The following is a 16,364-nucleotide window of genomic DNA, read 5'->3' as shown; positions in this document are numbered from 1 at the left end:
GCCCGCAGCGGGTAATGCCGTTCAGTTAAGCGCTGAACGGCATTTTTGTTTGTGCAGCCCTGACCCCGTTCGCCCTGAGTAGCTGCGCAGCAGCGTATCGAAGGGCAGGCAAGACCGCTGACGCTGGCACGCTGATACGCTGGCTTCGATACGGCCCTGGCGGGCCTACTCAGCCCGAACGGGCCAGGTGATGAGTGCTTCAGAATTAGCCTTAACTGAACCGCATCAGCCCGCAGCGGGCGCCATTTTTACATCCGACGCCAATGTCAGACGTTTGTCAGCCGGCCTTGCCATTATCTGCAATCAGCCAATCATAAAAAGAAGGGGGCATTGTTGAACGGGAAGAAAAGCAAACAGACCCGGCGCAGGATTGTGCTGCTGGGATACGTCCTGCCTGCGCTATTGGCAGCGGCTGCCGCCAGCGCCGCGCCGGATGAAGAGGCGCTGGGCCGCGATGCCGGCTATCCGGTCGGCGCCAACCTGGCGCAGGCTTATCAGCAACGTTACATGGTCGGCTCCTTCAGCGGGATGGACAGTATCGGCCCCTCATGCGAGCAGGCGCCGTCGGATAACCCGCTGCCATTGGAAACGGCCGCGAACCAGACCAAGTTCTATTACCGTTTCCGCGGCGGCTTTTACACGCTGGACGATTACATGCAGCACCAGCGCGCCACGGCTGTGGTCGTGATCAAGGATGGACGCATCGTCGCCGAACGCTACAACTACGGACGCACCGCGCAAATGCGCATGCTCTCCAATTCCATGGCCAAGACCATCGTTGCGCTGGGCATCATGAAAGCGCTGGAAGAGGGGCGCATCCGTTCGCTCGACGACCGTGCGCAGGATTACGTGCCGGCGTTGGCCGGCACGCTGTATGGCGGCACACGCATCGTCAACCTGATGCGGATGGCTTCCGGCGCGCGCTTCGTGGAGGACTATTCCGGTCATGACGACCAGGCGCGCTTCGGCGCGGTGATGCGCAAGCAGGGCACGCTGCAGGCGGCGCAAGGCATCACCGAGCGCGCCTATCCCGAGGGTGAGCATTTCAACTACGAAGGGGCGCAGACCGCGGTGCTGGGCCTGGTGCTGGAGGCCGCGACCGGGCAAACGCTGTGCGCCTGGATCGGCGACAAGATATGGAAACCGATCGGCGCGCAGGCGGCATCGTCCTGGTTGCTCAATCCCGTCGATTCGGTCGCGCGCGCCGCCGGCGGCTTCAATGCGACGGTCCATGACTACGCCCGCCTGGGCATGATGCTGGCCGCCGACGGCATGGTGCGCGGACAGGCGGTGCTCAGCCGCGAGCACCTGCTGGACATGACCGACGCGTCGCGCCAGCCGCAGGCTTTCCGCCCCGGCTACATGGCCGACAGCCATGGCAGCACCTACTTCGGCTACGGCCTGCAAACCTGGATCATGCCGGGCAGCCATCGCCGTTTCGCCTTGCTGGGCATTTACGGCCAGGCCATCTTCGTCGATCCCGACCTGAAGCTGGTGGTGGTGCATACCGGCGTCGGCAAGGATGCCTCCGGCGATGCCAGCGGCAATCACTTCGGTTTGGAGCGCGATGCCTTGCTGCGTGGAATCGTGGGGACTTATGGCAATTGGTGACGCCGGGGCCTGCGCACCATAACGCCCGCCCTTATTACGCCAGGCCAGCCTGGCTGGCCTGGCTCAATGCCGGGCCTCCAGTTGCGTCGCCGTCGGCGTGATATCGATCTCGCGCCGCGCCGGCTGTTCGCCCGGATGCAGCGTAAACACGCTGACCAGCCGCGCCAGCGTATCGGCCTGGTTCTGCATCGAAGCCGCCGCCGCCGCGGCCTGTTCCACCAGCGCCGCGTTCTGTTGCGTGACCTGGTCCATCTGCGTGATGGCGTGGTTGACCTGCTCGATGCCGTTGGTCTGCTCGGCGCTGGCGGCGCTGATCTCGGACACGATATCGGTCACCCGCCGCACGCTGTTGACGACCTCGTGCATGGTGGCGCCGGCCTGCTCGACCAGGCGGCTGCCGTTGCCGACCTTTTCTACCGAGTCGTTGATCAGTTCCTTGATTTCCTTGGCCGCGGCGGCCGAACGTTGCGCCAGCGAACGCACTTCCGACGCCACCACTGCGAAGCCACGCCCCTGCTCGCCAGCGCGCGCCGCCTCCACCGCCGCATTCAACGCCAGGATGTTGGTCTGGAAGGCGATGCCATCGATCACGCCGATGATGTCGACGATCTTCTTCGAGGATTCGTTGATCGCGCCCATGGTATCGACCACCTGGCTCACCACGCCGCCGCCCTGCTCCGCCACGGCCGAGGCGGACACTGCCAACTGGCTGGCCTGGCGCGCATTGTCGGCATTCTGGCGCACGGTGGAGATCAGTTCCTCCATGGCCGAGGCGGTTTCTTCCAGCGAGCTGGCCTGCTCTTCGGTGCGCGAGGACAGGTCGAGATTGCCCGCCGCTATTTCGGCCGACGCGGTGGTGATCGTATCGGTGCCGCTGCGCACGTTGCTGACGATACCGCGCAGGCTGTGGTTCATGTCCTTGAGCGACTGCAGCAGCTGGCCGGTTTCGTCCCTGGACTGCACCGAGACGTCGCCGGAGAGGTCGCCTTCGGCCACGCGGCGCGAGATGTTGACGGCCGTATTCAGCGGACGGGTGATGCCCAGCGTCAGGAAACGGGCGCAGATGATGCCCAGCAGCAGGATCAGGCCTTCCAGCGCCATGATCAGGATACGGCTCTTGTCGGCAATGGCATCGATCTCCTTGGCGCTATCGTCGATTGCCTGGCGCTGCAATTCCACCAACTGGCGCATGGTGTCCTGGTAGGCCGTCGAGGCCGGCACGAACACCTTGTCGAGGATGCGCGTCGCCTCATCCACGTCGCCGGCGGCCTTGGCCTTGTTGATCTCGTCGCGCGATGACAGGTACTCCTTGCGGTATTGGCCGATCTTCCGGAACAGTTCCTGTTCCTGGGGCGAACTGAGCAGCGCCTCGACCTTCTTCTGGTACTCGCCCGAACTCTTGGACGATGCCGCCGCCTCCTCGGCGAAATACGGCCCCAGGGCGGGATCGTTGCTCTTGGCGATGGCGATGGTGCGGCGGATGCCGCTGGCGAGGTTGGCATACCAGTCGGCGATCATCCGCTCCTTCATCAGCGGCACGTTCATCATCTCGCGCGTGGCGGCCGATACGTTCTGGAGACGCCAGATGCCGATGCCGGCGATGACGATGGAGAAAACGAGGATAAGGGAAAAACCTGCCATGAGGCGCTTCCCGATTTTCATGTTACCGAGGATATTCATGTCTTCCGTCCCACATGCCGGCGCTGATGCCTGCGTTATTTTCAGTTATCTGGATGCTGTTGTTTTTTCTATTGTTTGCCGCAGGCAAAGATCCTTGCGGCAACGTTGCACTATGGCATGCCGCCTGCGCAGGAACAAGAAGGCTAAGCGAAGAACAAGCGCGGATTGCACCGCCACTTCGCAAACAGGTCGCCCCGGCGGCAACAATATGTTCATGCGGCGGGATTGATTGAAATTTTGCCAAGTTCCCGGCCTTCGTATTGGCCCAGCAATTCAGGCATCGCGCGCAGGAAGCGCTCATCCCCGAGCAAGCCCACATTAAAGCGCGACCAGGCCACCGTTTCCTCGGTATCGAGACGGAAGATACTGCCCGGCGCCAGCACGATATTGCGCGCCATGAGTCCTTGCGCCAACTGCTTGGCATCGTCGAACTGCGCAAAGCGCGCCCACAGGTACATCGATTGCTGCGGCGTGCAGAACAGTTCCGCGCCGAACTGTTGCAGCAGATGGATGGCATGCTCGGTGGCCTGCGTGAGACGGTCGCGCAGGCGCGCGGTGTGGCGGCTGAAGTGGCCGTCGGAGAGGATCACATCCAGCGTGCGCTCGCAGTATTCGGAACTGGAAACATGCACCAGCATCTTGATGTCGGCCAGGTCGCTGGCGAGATCGCGGTGGCAGGCGATGAAGCCCACCCGCAACGCCGCCGATACCGATTTGGAGAAGCTGCCGATATAGATCGTGCGGCGCAACTGGTCCAGCGTCGAGATGCGTGCGGCAGTGGCCGGCTTGAAGTCGGCGAAGGCATCGTTTTCGACGATGATGGCGTTGTAGCGGTCGGCCAGTTGCAGGATCGTGTGCGCCTTGTGCGGCGAGGTGTCGGAGGCGGTCGGATTGTGCGCCAGCGATTGCGTGAAGAACAGCGGCGGCTTGCCCGGCTGCTTCAGTTCGCGCGCCAGCGCCTCCACATCCGGCCCATCGGCCAGGCGCGGAATGCCGACGATACGCGCGCCGGACAATTTCAGTTTGCCGTACAACATGTAGTAACCCGGCTCATCGACCAGCACGCGGTCGCCGGGACGGATGAAATTTCGGATCACGATATCCAGCGCCTGGTTGGCGCCGTGGGTCAGCACGATCTGCCCGGCGGCAGCCTCGATGCCATGCTGCGCCAGCTTGTGCGACAGGTGCTGGCGCAGCGGCAGGTAGCCGAAGCGGCTGCCGTAGCCGAACAGCGCGCCGATGCCGGTGCGCACCACTTTCTGGTGGAACTTGTCCAGGCGCACATCGTTCAGCCAATCCACCGGCGGGAACCCGTCGCCCAGGCGCAGGTGGCCTGGATCGCTCTTCAGCTGCTCGCGCATGAGCCACACCACATCCATCGCCCGGCTCAGCGAACCCTCGTCATCCTCCTTGACCGGCGGCGGCGCCGCGCAAACAAAGAAGCCGGAACCGCGGCGCGGTTCGGCCACGCCCAGCGCGGTAAGTTCGTCGAAGACATTGACGATGGTGTTCTTGGCGCAGTCGTGCCGTGCCGCCATCTCGCGGATCGACGGCAGGCGGCTGCCGGGCGGATAGATGCCCTCCACGATCTGCTGGCGGATCAGGTGCACCAGCTTGCCGGTCAAGGTGCGGGCGCTGCGGTTTTCTGTGACCATGGTCTGTTCCGGTGGTTTTTCTTGTTGCGTCGCAAAGCGATTGTCCTGGGTACAGTTGCAACACTGTTGGCCCTGACTGTACCCATAAAAATTGGTACACACTGGTATTCTGCTCCAAATCCGGCCGCCCCGCGACCTTCCCGCTCCACCGAAAAACATCAAGAGAGACGCACATCCATGAGTACCGCCACCGATTCCCGCCTGCCCGGCTTCCGTTCCCTTGCGCCTGAACAGCGGCTGGCCGAAGTAGCCCGCCTGGCCGGCCTCGACGCCGCCGACCAGGCGCTGCTGTCCGACGCCGGCGCGCTGCCGCTGGCCACCGCCGACGGCATGATCGAGAACGTGGTCGGCACCTTCCAGCTGCCGCTGGGCGTGGCCGGTTATTTCCAGTTGAACGGGCGCGACGTGCTGGTGCCGATGGCGGTGGAAGAGCCTTCGGTGGTGGCTGCCGCCTCCTTCATGGCCAAGCTGATCCGCGAATGCGGCGGCTTCCAGACCTCCAGCAGCGCGCCGCTGATGCGCGCCCAGATCCAGCTGATCGGCATCAGCGATCCGCACGGCGCGCGCCTGGCCATCCTCAAGGAACGCCAGGCCATCATCGACATCGCCAACAGCCGCGACCAGTTGCTGAACAAGCTCGGCGGCGGCTGCCGCGACATCGAGGTGCATGTCTTCCCGAACACCCGGCGCGGCGCCATGGTGGTCACCCACCTGATCGTCGACGTGCGCGACGCGATGGGCGCCAATACCGTCAACACCATGGCCGAGGCGGTGGCCCCGCATATCGAGAAGGTCACCGGCGGCAAGGTGCGCCTGCGCATCCTCTCCAACCTGGCCGACCTGCGCCTGGCGCGGGCGCGCGTGAAAGTCTCGGCCAAGGTGCTGGGCACGGAACGGTACAGCGGCGAGGAAGTGATCAACGGCATCGTCGACGCCTATGAGTTCGCCGCCGTCGATCCCTACCGCGCGGCCACGCACAACAAGGGCATCATGAACGGCATCGATCCGGTGATCGTCGCCACCGGCAACGACTGGCGCGCGGTGGAAGCCGGCGCCCATGCCTACGCCAGCCGCAACGGCCACTACACGTCGCTGACGCACTGGGAAATCGCCGCCGACGGCGACCTGGTCGGCACGCTGGAAATCCCGATGCCGGTGGGCCTGGTGGGCGGCGCCACCAAGACCCATCCGGCCGCGCGCGCGGCGCTGAAGATCCTCAAGGTGCAAAGCGCGCAAGAGCTGGCCGAGGTGGCCGTGGCCGTGGGCCTGGCGCAGAACATGGCGGCGCTGCGCGCGCTGGCCACCGAAGGCATCCAGCGCGGCCACATGGCGCTGCATGCGCGCAATATCGCGCTGGCGGCCGGCGCCAGGCCGGAAGAGATGGATTGGCTGGCACAGCAGATGGTGGCCAGGCACGATGTGCGCGTCGACTATGCGGCGCAACTGCTGGCGCAAAAGCGCGGGCAATAAGCCTGCCAATGAAGCCAGCCAACCAGGCAAGCCAACACGAGGCATCACCCACGAGCCGCCCCAAGGCGGCCGATAAAAACCCAAGGAGACAGCACCATGAACCAGTCCATCCCACGCGCCAAATCGCTGCGCCTGCTGGCTTGCACGCTCGCCGTGGCCGCGGCCTGTAGCGCCGCTCAGGCGCAGGTATCCAACGATGCGGTGCGCATCGGCTTCATCACAGACATGTCCGGCCCCTATGCCGACACCGACGGCGCCGGCGGCCTGGAAGCGATCCGCATGGCGGTCGCCGACTACGGCGGCAAGGTGCTGGGCAAGCCGATCGAAATCATGTCGGCCGACCACCAGAACAAGGCCGATATCGCCGCCACCCGCGCGCGCGAATGGGCCGACGAGCGCGGCCTGGACATGCTGGTCGGCGGCGTCAACTCGGCCACCGCGCTGTCGATGAACAAGGTGATGGCGGAGAAAAAGCGCGTCTACATCAACATCGGCGCCGGCACCGCGCGCCTGACCAACGAAGAATGCACGCCCTACACCGTGCACTACGAATACGACACCGTGGCGCTGGCCAAGGGCACCGGCCAGGCCGTGATCAAGCAAGGCGGCAAGAGCTGGTTCTTCCTGGTGGCCGACTACGCCTTCGGCCACTCGCTGGCCAACGACACCAGCGCCGTGGTCAAGGCCAACGGCGGCACGGTGGTGGGTTCGGTCAAGCATCCGCCGTTCTCCTCCGACCTGTCGTCCTTCATGTTGCAGGCCCAGGCTTCCAAGGCGCAGATCCTGGGACTGGCCAACGCCGGCGAAGACACCGTCAACTCGATCAAGGCCGCCAAGGAATTCGGCGTCACCAAGAACATGAAACTGGTCGGCCTGCTGATGGTGATCAACGACATCCACGCGCTGGGCCTGGCCAATGCCGAAGGCCTGATGATGACCGACAGCTGGTACTGGGACAAGGACGAGCCCTCGCGCAAGTTCGCCGAGCGCTTCTACCAGAAGATGAAGAAGATGCCGAGCACGCACCAGGCCGCGGCCTATTCTGCGACCACCACCTACCTGAAGGCCGTGGCCGCCACCGGCACCGACGACTCGACCAAGGTCATGGCCGAGCTCAAGAAAATGAAGATCGACGATTTCTACAACAAGGGCTACATCCGCGCCGACGGCCGCAACATCCACGATATGTACCTGTACCAGGTGAAGTCGCCGTCCGAATCGAAAAAGCCGTGGGATTACCTGAAGCTGCTGGAAACCATCCCCGGCGAACAGGCATTCACCAGCGCGGCGGAGTCGAAGTGCAGTTTGCTCAAGCAGTAAGCCGAACCTGAACCGGCGTTCTTCGGCGCACGAGGAACGCCTCCGCGTCCCGGCCTGCGCCGGGACGGCCGCATCTTGCGAACGCCCCCTCCCCCGGCGCGTACACAGGTCTCCACACGTCAGCCTGTCGTCAGCTTCGCTTCATCTTCTCTTCAGCATCTGGAGCTTGCGCAACGCGCCACTTAGGCATAATCTTGCTGTCCGCCGCACCGCTGCCGCTCGTCCGCCGTCCCTCCAACGACCCCGGCACAATATTCCCGGCCCTGCTTCGTCTTCATTGCTGCCGCCTCCGGCATGCAAACGCGCACGCAATATCCTTGCCGCCCACGCCATCCGCATGGGCGCGCACGCGCGGCCATCGCCAATAGCCAATAGCCAATAAAAAGCCAAGGAACTGATTTGCATAACAAAGACAACCCCAGCGCCGTCGCATCCACGCCCGGCAAATTCACGCCTTACCAGAAAATCGTAGTCGGCCTGCTGGCCTTCCTGCAGTTCGCCGTGATCCTCGACTTCATGCTGATGTCGCCGCTGGGCGCGATGATCATGCCCGACATGAAGATCAGCGCCCAGCAGTTCGGCCTGGTGGTATCGGCCTATGCCTTTTCGGCCGGCATCTCCGGCTTGCTGACGGCCGGTTTCGCCGACCGCTTCGACCGCAAGCGCCTGCTGCTGTTCTTCTACGCCGGCTTCGTGCTCGGCACGCTGTGGTGCGGGCTGGCGCAAAGCTTCGAAAGCCTGTTGGCCGCGCGCATCGTCACCGGCCTGTTCGGCGGCGTGATCGGCTCCATCGTGCTGGCCATCGCCACCGACCTGTTCCCGCTACAGCTGCGCGGCCGCGTGATGGGCCTGATCCAGACCGCCTTCGCCGCCAGCCAGGTGCTGGGCATCCCGATCGGCCTGTATCTGTCCAACAGCTGGAACTGGCATGTGCCCTTCATCGCCATGGCGGCGCTGGGCCTGCTCGGCGGCATCGCCGTGATGTGGAAGATGCAGCCGGTGGCCGAGCACCTGAAGCTCAAGCAGGAACACAGCGCCTCGATGCACCTGTTCCACACCGTGACAGAACCGCGCTACCTGGTCGCCTTCGCCACCACTGCGCTGCTGATGACCGGCGGCTTCATGCTGATGCCATTCTCCAGCGCCTACCTGGTCGGCAACCTTGGCATCGACCTGCACCACCTGCCGACGGTGTACATGGTCACTGGCATCTGCACCATCGGCTTCGGCCCGCTGATCGGCCGCGCCGCCGACCGCGTCGGCAAGTTCCGCGTGTTCCTGTTCGGCTCCAGCCTGTCGATCGTCATGGTGCTGGTCTATACCCACCTCGGCCCGGTCACAGTGCCGGTGATCATCGTGGTCAACGCGGTGCTGTTCCTGGGGATCTTCTCGCGCATGATCCCCTTCCAGGCGCTGGTGTCGACGGTACCCACGCCCAACCAGCGCGGCTCGTTCAACGCCATCAGCGCGTCGATCCAGCAACTGTCGGGCGGCATCGCCTCGATCGTGGCCGGCCACATCGTCACGCTCGGCCCCGACGGCCGCCTGGCCAACTTCGATGTGGTGGGTTATGTGATCGTCGGCACCACGCTGGCGGCGTCGGCGCTGGTGTGGCGGCTGAACCGGGAGGTGCAGGCGCGCGCTGCTGCTGCGAGCAAGGCCTGAGCCTCTCCATCGCCAACGAAAAAGGCGGGCATGATGCCCGCCTTTTTCGTTGCGCCTGTTTCATTTTTCTGGAAAATGCCGACTCAGGAAATCCATGACGGTTTGAAGCACCAGTTCCGGCTTCTCCCGATGCGGCACATGTCCGCAGCCTTCGAACATCACGTATTCGCCCTGCCCCGCGAACGCCGACGGCAGGCCTGCGATCATCTTCGGGTGCCGCTCGGAACCGAACTCGTCCAGGTCGCCGTGCATGGCCAGCACCGGGCACTGCAGCTGGCGCAAATCCTCTTCCAATGACCAGCCGGCGAACGCCGGCGCCAGCCAGGTTTCGATCCAGGCATCGAGCACCCACTGGGCTTTCTTCAAATCGTTGCCGTGGTACTTTGCCAGCCGCGCCAGTTGCGCCGGATCGGCAAAGCTCTTCTTGGCGGCGCGGATGCCATCCAGCGTGCGCTCTTCGACGAAGGCCTGGGCCGATTCGGTGATCACCGCGGCGATGCACTCGGGGAATTGCGCGGCGGCGGCGATGGCCATCCCGCCACCGACACTGTGGCCGAAGAGGATGGCTTTCTCTGCGCCCAGATGCGCCATCAACGGCAGCAGCGCCGCACCGGCTTCATCGCGAATGAAGCCGTGGCCGAGCGTGCCCGGGTTCGGAGCGGAGCGGCCGAATCCAAGCCGGTCGTAAGCCATGGCGGAATGCCCCGCATGCGCGGCCAGCTGTGCCGGGAAATCGCGCCACAGATCGATTGCGCCAAGAGAGTCGTGGAAAAAGACGATGGGGATGCCGCCCTTGCCGGCCGCGTCGCCCCAGGTCGAGACTGCGATCCGATGACCGCCGATAACGACATGCCGATCGTGCCTCGACGGGATGGTTGCGCCCGACCGGTTTGCCTCCGCCCTGCCTTGAATTGCCATTTGCGGCTCCTGCGCATGATGTGAATCCGGATTGTGCCCTTGAACGCGCTTCGTCGCTGTCATTGCAACGACAACGCCATCCGGTCATCGGGCCGGGAGTCGAATCGAGGCGGGCGCGCAAAGAAAAGGCGCACCCGAAGGTGCGCCTTAATCAGCATTCAAGAGGTATGTCTCCCCCTTAATATACCCGACACGCTATCCGCTTAAGCGACGTGCGAGCCGGCGTATCCTGAAAAGCGCATCGGCCGATGCTCAATGGCATTGAGCCGTCAGTGATGCGCGCCGCCGCCCAGGTAGGCGGCTTGCACCGCCGGGTCGTTCTGCAGCTTGTCGGCGGGCCCGTGTACGGAGATCTTGCCATTCTCCAATACATAGCCGTAATCCGCAACATTGAGCGCCGCAGCGGCGAATTGCTCGACCAGCAACATGGTCACGCCCTCTTCCTTCAGGCGCGAGATGATGCGGAAGACTTCTTCCACCAGGATCGGCGCCAGGCCCATCGACGGTTCATCGAGCAAAATCACTTCGGGGTTGAGCATCACCGCGCGCGCCATGGCCAGCATCTGCTGCTCGCCGCCGGAGAGCGTGCCGGCCAGTTGCGTCTGGCGTTCCTTGAGACGCGGGAACAGTTCCAGCGCGCGCTCCAGGTCGCGGGCGATGTCGCCCTTGGGACGCGCGCGGGTGAAGCGCGGGAAGGCGCCCAACAGCAGGTTGTCGGTCACGCTCATGGTGGCGAACACGCGCCGGCCTTCGGGCGAGTGCGCCAGGCCGAAGCGGGCGATCTTGTGCGAGTCCAGGCCGGTGATGTTCTTGCCGCCGAGCGTGACTTCGCCGTCCTTCGGTTTGATCATGCCGGAAATGGCGCGCATGGTGGTGGTCTTGCCGGCGCCGTTGGAACCGATCAGGGTCACCACCTTGCCCTTGGGAACGTCGAGCGAAATGCCGTGCAGCACTTCGACCTTGCCGTAGGCGGCGTGCAGGTTGGAAATGGTCAGCATGTTCAGGCTCCTGCGGGTGTCGGTTTGTGGTCGGGACCGTCGGACGCATCGCCCGCGCCGCCGCCGAGATAGGCTTCGATCACCTTCGGGTCGGCCTGCACTTGCGCCGGCTTGCCTTCGGCGATCTTCTGGCCGAAGTCGAGCACGGTGACGATGTCGCAAATCGACATGACCACATCCATATGGTGTTCGATCAGGATGATGGTGATGCCGGCTTCGCGGATCTTGCGGATGATGGCGATCAGGTCCTTGATGTCGGGCGCGGTCAGGCCGGCGGCCGGTTCGTCCAGCAGCAAGAGACTGGGGTTGAGCCCCAGCGCGCGACCGATTTCCAGCAGGCGCTGCTTGCCGTAAGGCAGGTTGCGCGCTTCCTCGTTGGCGAGGTCGGCCAGGCCGACGAACTCCAGGATGGCGGCGGCGCGTTCGCGCGCCTGGCGTTCCTCGCGCGCATAGCGCGGGGTGTTGACCATGACGTCGACCACGTTGCTGTTGAAGGTGTGGTGCAGGCCCACCAGCACGTTTTCGGTGGCGGTCATTTCACCGAACAGCTGCACGTTCTGGAAGGTGCGCGCCACGCCGCCCAGGGCGATGGTCGAGGGCGTGTTGCCGGAGATCTGGCGGCCGTCGTATTCGACGCCGCCATCGGTGGGGCGATAGATGCCGGTGAGCACGTTCATCATGGTGCTCTTGCCGGAACCGTTGGGGCCGATCAGGCCGTGCACGGTGCCCTTCTTCACATCCAGGTCGACCCGGTTGAGAGCCTTCAGGCCGCCGAACTGCATCAGGATCTGGTTGACCTTCAACAGCGTGGCGCCGTCGTCCTTGACCGAGTCGGTGGTGATGACGGCATGTTCCTTGTCGCCGCTGATCTGCTGCGCCAGCGGCACGCTCTTGGTCAGCATGCGGCCGAACAGGCTGCGGCAGAAGCCGACGATGCCGTCTTGCAGGTAGTAGACGACGAACAGCGTCATCAGGCCGAAGATGGTCAGGCGCCAGTCGGTGATGTTCTCCAGCTTGTAGGAAAAGGCGGCCATGATCACCGTGGCGATGACCGGCACGGACACCGCGCGCAGCGACTTGACCTTCTTCGCGACCGACGCGGCCGAGCCGACCGCCACCACCACGGCCAGTACCGTGGCGATCTTGCGGAACAGCTCGATGTCCGACAGCAGGCTGGGCAGCATGACCACGATCAGCGCGCCGATGAGCGAACCGATGCGCGACTTGCGCCCGCCCATGATGACCGCCAGCAGGAACAGGATGGTCAGCTCGAAGTTGTAGGTATTGGGCGAGATGTACTCTTCCGAATACGCGTACAGCGCCCCCGACAGGCCGGCCAGCGCGGCGCTGATGATGAAGGCATAGACCTTGTAGCGGTACACCGACACGCCCATGCAGTCCGATGCGATGGGACTGTCGCGCAGCGCCTGGAAGGCGCGCCCGAGGTTGGACTTGAGGATGCGGTGCACCACGCCCATGGCGATGACGGTGAGGATGGCGACCAGGTAGAAGAATTGCACTTCGCTCATCTTCTCGCCGCCGATGAAGGGCTTGGCGACCTTGATACCGAGCGGGCCTTCGGTGAGGAAGGTCATCTCATTGATCAGGATCTGGATGATGGTGCCGAACGCCAGCGTGACCATCGCCAGGTACGGCCCCGTCACGCGCAGCGCGGGCAGCGCGAGGATGGCGCCGAACACGGCGGTGACCGCGATGGCGGCCGGAACCGTCAGCACGATCGGCAGGCCGAGCTTGAAGAACAGCACGCCGGCGGTGTACGAGCCGATGCCGAACAGGCCGGCGTGGCCCAGCGAGACCTGGCCGGTGTAGCCGACCACGATGTCCAGCCCGAACAGCAGGATGGCGTAGATAAGGATGGTTTCGATCAGGTGCAGGTAATACGGGTTGTGCACCACCAGGGGAATGCCGGCGAGGGCGACGATACCGAGTATCGAGAGCAGCAGGATTTTCTTGTTCATCGCTTCAGACCTTCTTGATCGCAGTTTTGCCGAACAGGCCTGCAGGTTTGACGGCCAGCACCAGGAGCAGCAGCAGCAGCCCCGGCACTTCCTTGTAGCCGGTGGAGATGTAGAAACCGGTGACGGTCTCGGCGATGCCCAGGATCAGGCCGCCGACGATGGCGCCCATGCCTGAGGTCAGGCCGCCGATGATGGCCACCGCAAAGGCCTTCAGCCCCAGCGCCGCGCCCATGGTGGCGCCGGTGAGCGTGAGCGGCGCCACCAGCACGCCGGCAAATGCCGCCGTGGCCGACGACAGCGCGTACGAGAAGGTGATCACCATGCGGGTGTTGATGCCCATGAGGCCGGCGGCGTCGCGGTCGTTGGAGGTGGCGACCACGGCCTTGCCGTAGATGGACTTGCGGTTGAACAGTTCGACCGCGGCCATGATCAGCAGCGCGCCGATCACCACCAGCACTTGCATCGGCTGCACATTGGCGCCGAACACCTGGAACGGCGTGCCGGAAATCGGCGACGGGAACGGCAGGTCGTCCTTGCCCCAGATGTTTTCGGCAACGTTCTTGAAGATGATGGCCAGCGCGATGGTGGACATGATCCAGCCGAATTCGGACTTGATCTTGATGGCCGGGCGCACCCCTATCCATTCGACGAACATGCCTTGCAGGGCGCCGAAGATGAGGACGATGGGGATCATCATCCAGTAGTTGAGGTAAGGCCCGCCGTGGATGTTGCCGACCACGGAGAGGCCGACCAGCGCGCCCAGCATCAGGGCTTCGCCCTGGCCGAAGTTAAGCGTGCCGGAGGTGGCGAAGGTCAGTTGGTAACCGAATGCGATCACCGCGTAGATCATGCCTAATGCGATGCCGGAAAAAACCAGCTGTAGCAGGATATCCATTGTGTTTCCCAAGAAGCGGCTGCCGCCGGATGGCGGCGTTGAACTGCGTGGATCGTGCGGGTAGCGCTGACGGTGCGGCCGGCACGGCTGGAATGGCGCGTGCGCCGCCGCACTATTGCCAATCCACTGGCAGATCGTGTGAAAAAGGCCAGTCCCCGGATCGCAAGGACTGGCCCTCAAACTTAAAACGCTGCAGGCAAAACGTCAGTCGCGTCTTATTTGCCGAGGACGACGCGGCCGTTCTTGACCTCGCCCATCACGACGGTAGCCGGCTTGATGGCTTCGTGGTCGTCATGGGTGAACGGCTTGTCATAGGTGGTGACCACGCCTTCAACCTTGGTGTTGAGGTTTTCCAGCGCGGCGCGAACCTTCTCGCCGTCGGTGCTGTTGGCTTGCTTGATGGCGGCGGCCAGCAGCAGGATGGAGTCGTAACCCTGGGCAGCCGACACGGCCGAAGGCATGCGGTCAACCTTGTAGGCCTTTTGGTAAGCCTCGATGAACGCCTTGCGCTTGGGCGTGTTGCCGTCCTGGATGAAGGTCTGCGGCATGCGCGCGCCGTTGCCGTTCTTGCCGGAGTTGTCGATGAAGTTGCCCATCGACAGCGGCCAGCTGCCGATGATAGGCACGTGCCAGTTCAGCTTTTCCATGCCGTTGGCGATCTGCGCCAGTTCCGGACCGATGCCGTAGGTCAGCACGACTTGCGCGCCGCCCTGCTTCGACTTCAGCAGCTGGGCGGTCATGTCGACGTCCTTGATGTTGTACTTCTCGACGGCCACCGGGGTGATCTTCTTGGCAGCCAGCACCTTTTCCAGGTCTTCGCGGCCGAGCTGGCCGTAGTTGGTGGAGTCGGCCAGGATCGCGACCTTGGTGTACTTCTGCTTGTCGACCGCTTCATCGGCGATCATCTTGGCCTGGATCTGGTCGGAGGCCGAGGTGCGGAAGACGTAGTTGTCCTTGTCCTTCTCGAACTGCTTGGTGATCACGCTGCCGGTGGCGACGTTGTTGATGACGGGGATCTTGGCTTCCTGGTAGAAGCGCTGCGACGCCAGCGCCACGCCGGTGTTGATGAAGCCGACGGTGGCGACCACCTTTTCCTTGTTGATCAGTTCCTGCGCGATCTGCACGCCGCGTTCGTTCTTGGCTTCATCGTCGCGCTCGACCAGTTGCACCTGGCGTCCCAACAGGCCGCCCTGAGCGTTGATTTCGGCCACGGCCAGCTTGACGCCGTCGCGCATGGAAGCGCCCATGGGGGCGGAACCGCCGGTGTACGGACCGGATACGCCGATCTTGATGGGATCGGCGGCCTGCGACGACATTGCCAATGTCATCAATGCGGCAGCTACCAAGGCTTGAGTCTTGTATGTCATGTCTTCCTCCAGGTATTTAATTGTCGGCTAGCACATCTTTTGGCGGGCTAAGCGCTTTGGAACCTCACCACTCCCCCGCTCTTCTGGCGGCTCGCTCGGGAGTGTCCGGGCCGATTCTGTCGCAGTTTCCTTTCTCGAAGCTTACAACCCTGTCAGGAGCTGTCGCAGCGCGTCGGGAAGCGCAGTTGATTTTTCTTTTCCGAAATCGACCCAAACTATTTTTGCAGCGCCATCAGCATAAATGATCTCGGGCTTGCCGGCGTCGCGGATGACATACGTAGTTTCCACACTCGTGCGCCCCATCTGCCCTGCATGCATCTCCACCGCGATGCTGGCCGGGTATTTCATCTGGCGCCGGAAGTTGCAGTGCGCATTGACGATCACCGGCCCCTGGCCGGCGACCGTCATGGCGCCGCAGACCGCATCCAGCCACTCGATGCGGCACTGCTCCATGAAGCGGAAATAGACGGTGTTGTTGACGTGGCCAAGGGCATCCATGTCGCCCCAGCGGATGTCCTGTTTCGAGGTATACAACAGCTTTCCGGATTCCTGTCCGGCCGAAGCGGGGGTGGCGTGACTGCTCATGCATGGTCCTTTCTGTTATTCGATTCATCGATCAGTGAAATTCTTTTCATCCTGCGCATGCCATCCTGCGCATGCCGGACAGGGCGCGACATTGCATTGCGGCATCATTGCGAACCATCTTGCGGATCACTCATGCCGCCGCTGTTTCGCGCACGGACGGCATTGCATAACATTCTGTTATCAACTCACGCCATATCTGTATGAGTGACGGATACAAAATC

General features: G+C 63.5%; 12 protein-coding genes. 4 read left to right on the top strand and 8 right to left on the bottom strand.

Annotated features, from left to right (window positions below; translation table 11 throughout):
- Nucleotides 1-333 precede the first annotated feature (333 nt).
- Nucleotides 334-1,611 carry a serine hydrolase gene (locus tag FB597_RS02835; RefSeq protein ID WP_255517058.1) on the top strand — a complete coding sequence of 426 codons (1,278 nt, stop codon included), beginning with the start codon at nucleotides 334-336 and terminating at the stop codon, nucleotides 1,609-1,611.
- A gap of 63 nt (nucleotides 1,612-1,674) precedes the next feature.
- Here the strand turns inward: FB597_RS02835 and FB597_RS02830 are convergent, their stop codons facing one another.
- The gene (locus tag FB597_RS02830) at nucleotides 1,675-3,291 is read right to left on the bottom strand and encodes a methyl-accepting chemotaxis protein (RefSeq protein WP_144767940.1); all 1,617 of its coding nucleotides are present in this window, start codon (nucleotides 3,289-3,291) and stop codon (nucleotides 1,675-1,677) included.
- 212 nt (nucleotides 3,292-3,503) lie between these two features.
- The gene (locus FB597_RS02825; RefSeq protein WP_144767938.1) at nucleotides 3,504-4,946 is read right to left on the bottom strand and encodes a PLP-dependent aminotransferase family protein; all 1,443 of its coding nucleotides are present in this window, start codon (nucleotides 4,944-4,946) and stop codon (nucleotides 3,504-3,506) included.
- Between the two features lie 177 nt (nucleotides 4,947-5,123).
- On the opposite strand from FB597_RS02825, the gene FB597_RS02820 reads away from it, so the two are divergent.
- The 3 genes from FB597_RS02820 (at nucleotide 5,124) to FB597_RS02810 (ending at nucleotide 9,401) form a co-directional block, all read left to right on the top strand.
- Nucleotides 5,124-6,416, top strand: coding sequence for a hydroxymethylglutaryl-CoA reductase, degradative (locus FB597_RS02820; RefSeq protein ID WP_144767936.1), 1,293 nt, complete (start codon nucleotides 5,124-5,126; stop codon nucleotides 6,414-6,416).
- A gap of 96 nt (nucleotides 6,417-6,512) precedes the next feature.
- On the top strand, nucleotides 6,513-7,736 hold the full coding sequence (locus FB597_RS02815; RefSeq protein ID WP_144767934.1) for an ABC transporter substrate-binding protein: 1,224 nt from the start codon (nucleotides 6,513-6,515) through the stop codon (nucleotides 7,734-7,736).
- A gap of 399 nt (nucleotides 7,737-8,135) precedes the next feature.
- On the top strand, nucleotides 8,136-9,401 hold the full coding sequence (locus FB597_RS02810) for an MFS transporter (protein WP_144767932.1): 1,266 nt from the start codon (nucleotides 8,136-8,138) through the stop codon (nucleotides 9,399-9,401).
- Between the two features lie 60 nt (nucleotides 9,402-9,461).
- Here the strand turns inward: FB597_RS02810 and FB597_RS02805 are convergent, their stop codons facing one another.
- The 6 genes from FB597_RS02805 to FB597_RS02780 all read right to left on the bottom strand — a co-directional run bounded on the left by FB597_RS02805 (nucleotide 9,462) and on the right by FB597_RS02780 (nucleotide 16,143).
- Complete coding sequence (locus tag FB597_RS02805) at nucleotides 9,462-10,319, bottom strand: alpha/beta fold hydrolase (protein WP_144767930.1); 858 nt, start codon at nucleotides 10,317-10,319, stop codon at nucleotides 9,462-9,464.
- 269 nt (nucleotides 10,320-10,588) lie between these two features.
- Nucleotides 10,589-11,317, bottom strand: a complete 729-nt coding sequence (locus FB597_RS02800) for an ABC transporter ATP-binding protein (protein WP_144767928.1) — start codon at nucleotides 11,315-11,317, stop codon at nucleotides 10,589-10,591.
- Nucleotides 11,318-11,319: 2 nt separating this feature from the next.
- A complete protein-coding gene (locus FB597_RS02795) occupies nucleotides 11,320-13,296 on the bottom strand; it encodes an ATP-binding cassette domain-containing protein (protein ID WP_141916121.1) in 1,977 nt (658 codons plus the stop codon).
- A gap of 4 nt (nucleotides 13,297-13,300) precedes the next feature.
- On the bottom strand, nucleotides 13,301-14,191 hold the full coding sequence (locus tag FB597_RS02790; protein WP_141916118.1) for a branched-chain amino acid ABC transporter permease: 891 nt from the start codon (nucleotides 14,189-14,191) through the stop codon (nucleotides 13,301-13,303).
- Between the two features lie 215 nt (nucleotides 14,192-14,406).
- Nucleotides 14,407-15,558: an ABC transporter substrate-binding protein gene (locus FB597_RS02785; protein ID WP_141916116.1), complete on the bottom strand. Its 1,152-nt coding sequence runs from the start codon at nucleotides 15,556-15,558 to the stop codon at nucleotides 14,407-14,409.
- Nucleotides 15,559-15,699: 141 nt separating this feature from the next.
- Entirely contained in the window at nucleotides 15,700-16,143 is a 444-nt protein-coding gene (locus FB597_RS02780; protein ID WP_141916113.1) for a thioesterase family protein, read from the bottom strand.
- Nucleotides 16,144-16,364 lie beyond the last annotated feature (221 nt).

Origin of the sequence: Herbaspirillum sp. SJZ099, from assembly GCF_007828355.1 — a bacterium.
Lineage (GTDB): Bacteria > Pseudomonadota > Gammaproteobacteria > Burkholderiales > Burkholderiaceae_D > Herbaspirillum.
Note: the sequence above shows the minus strand (reverse complement) of the source record. Positions and strands in the feature narration are given on the sequence as shown.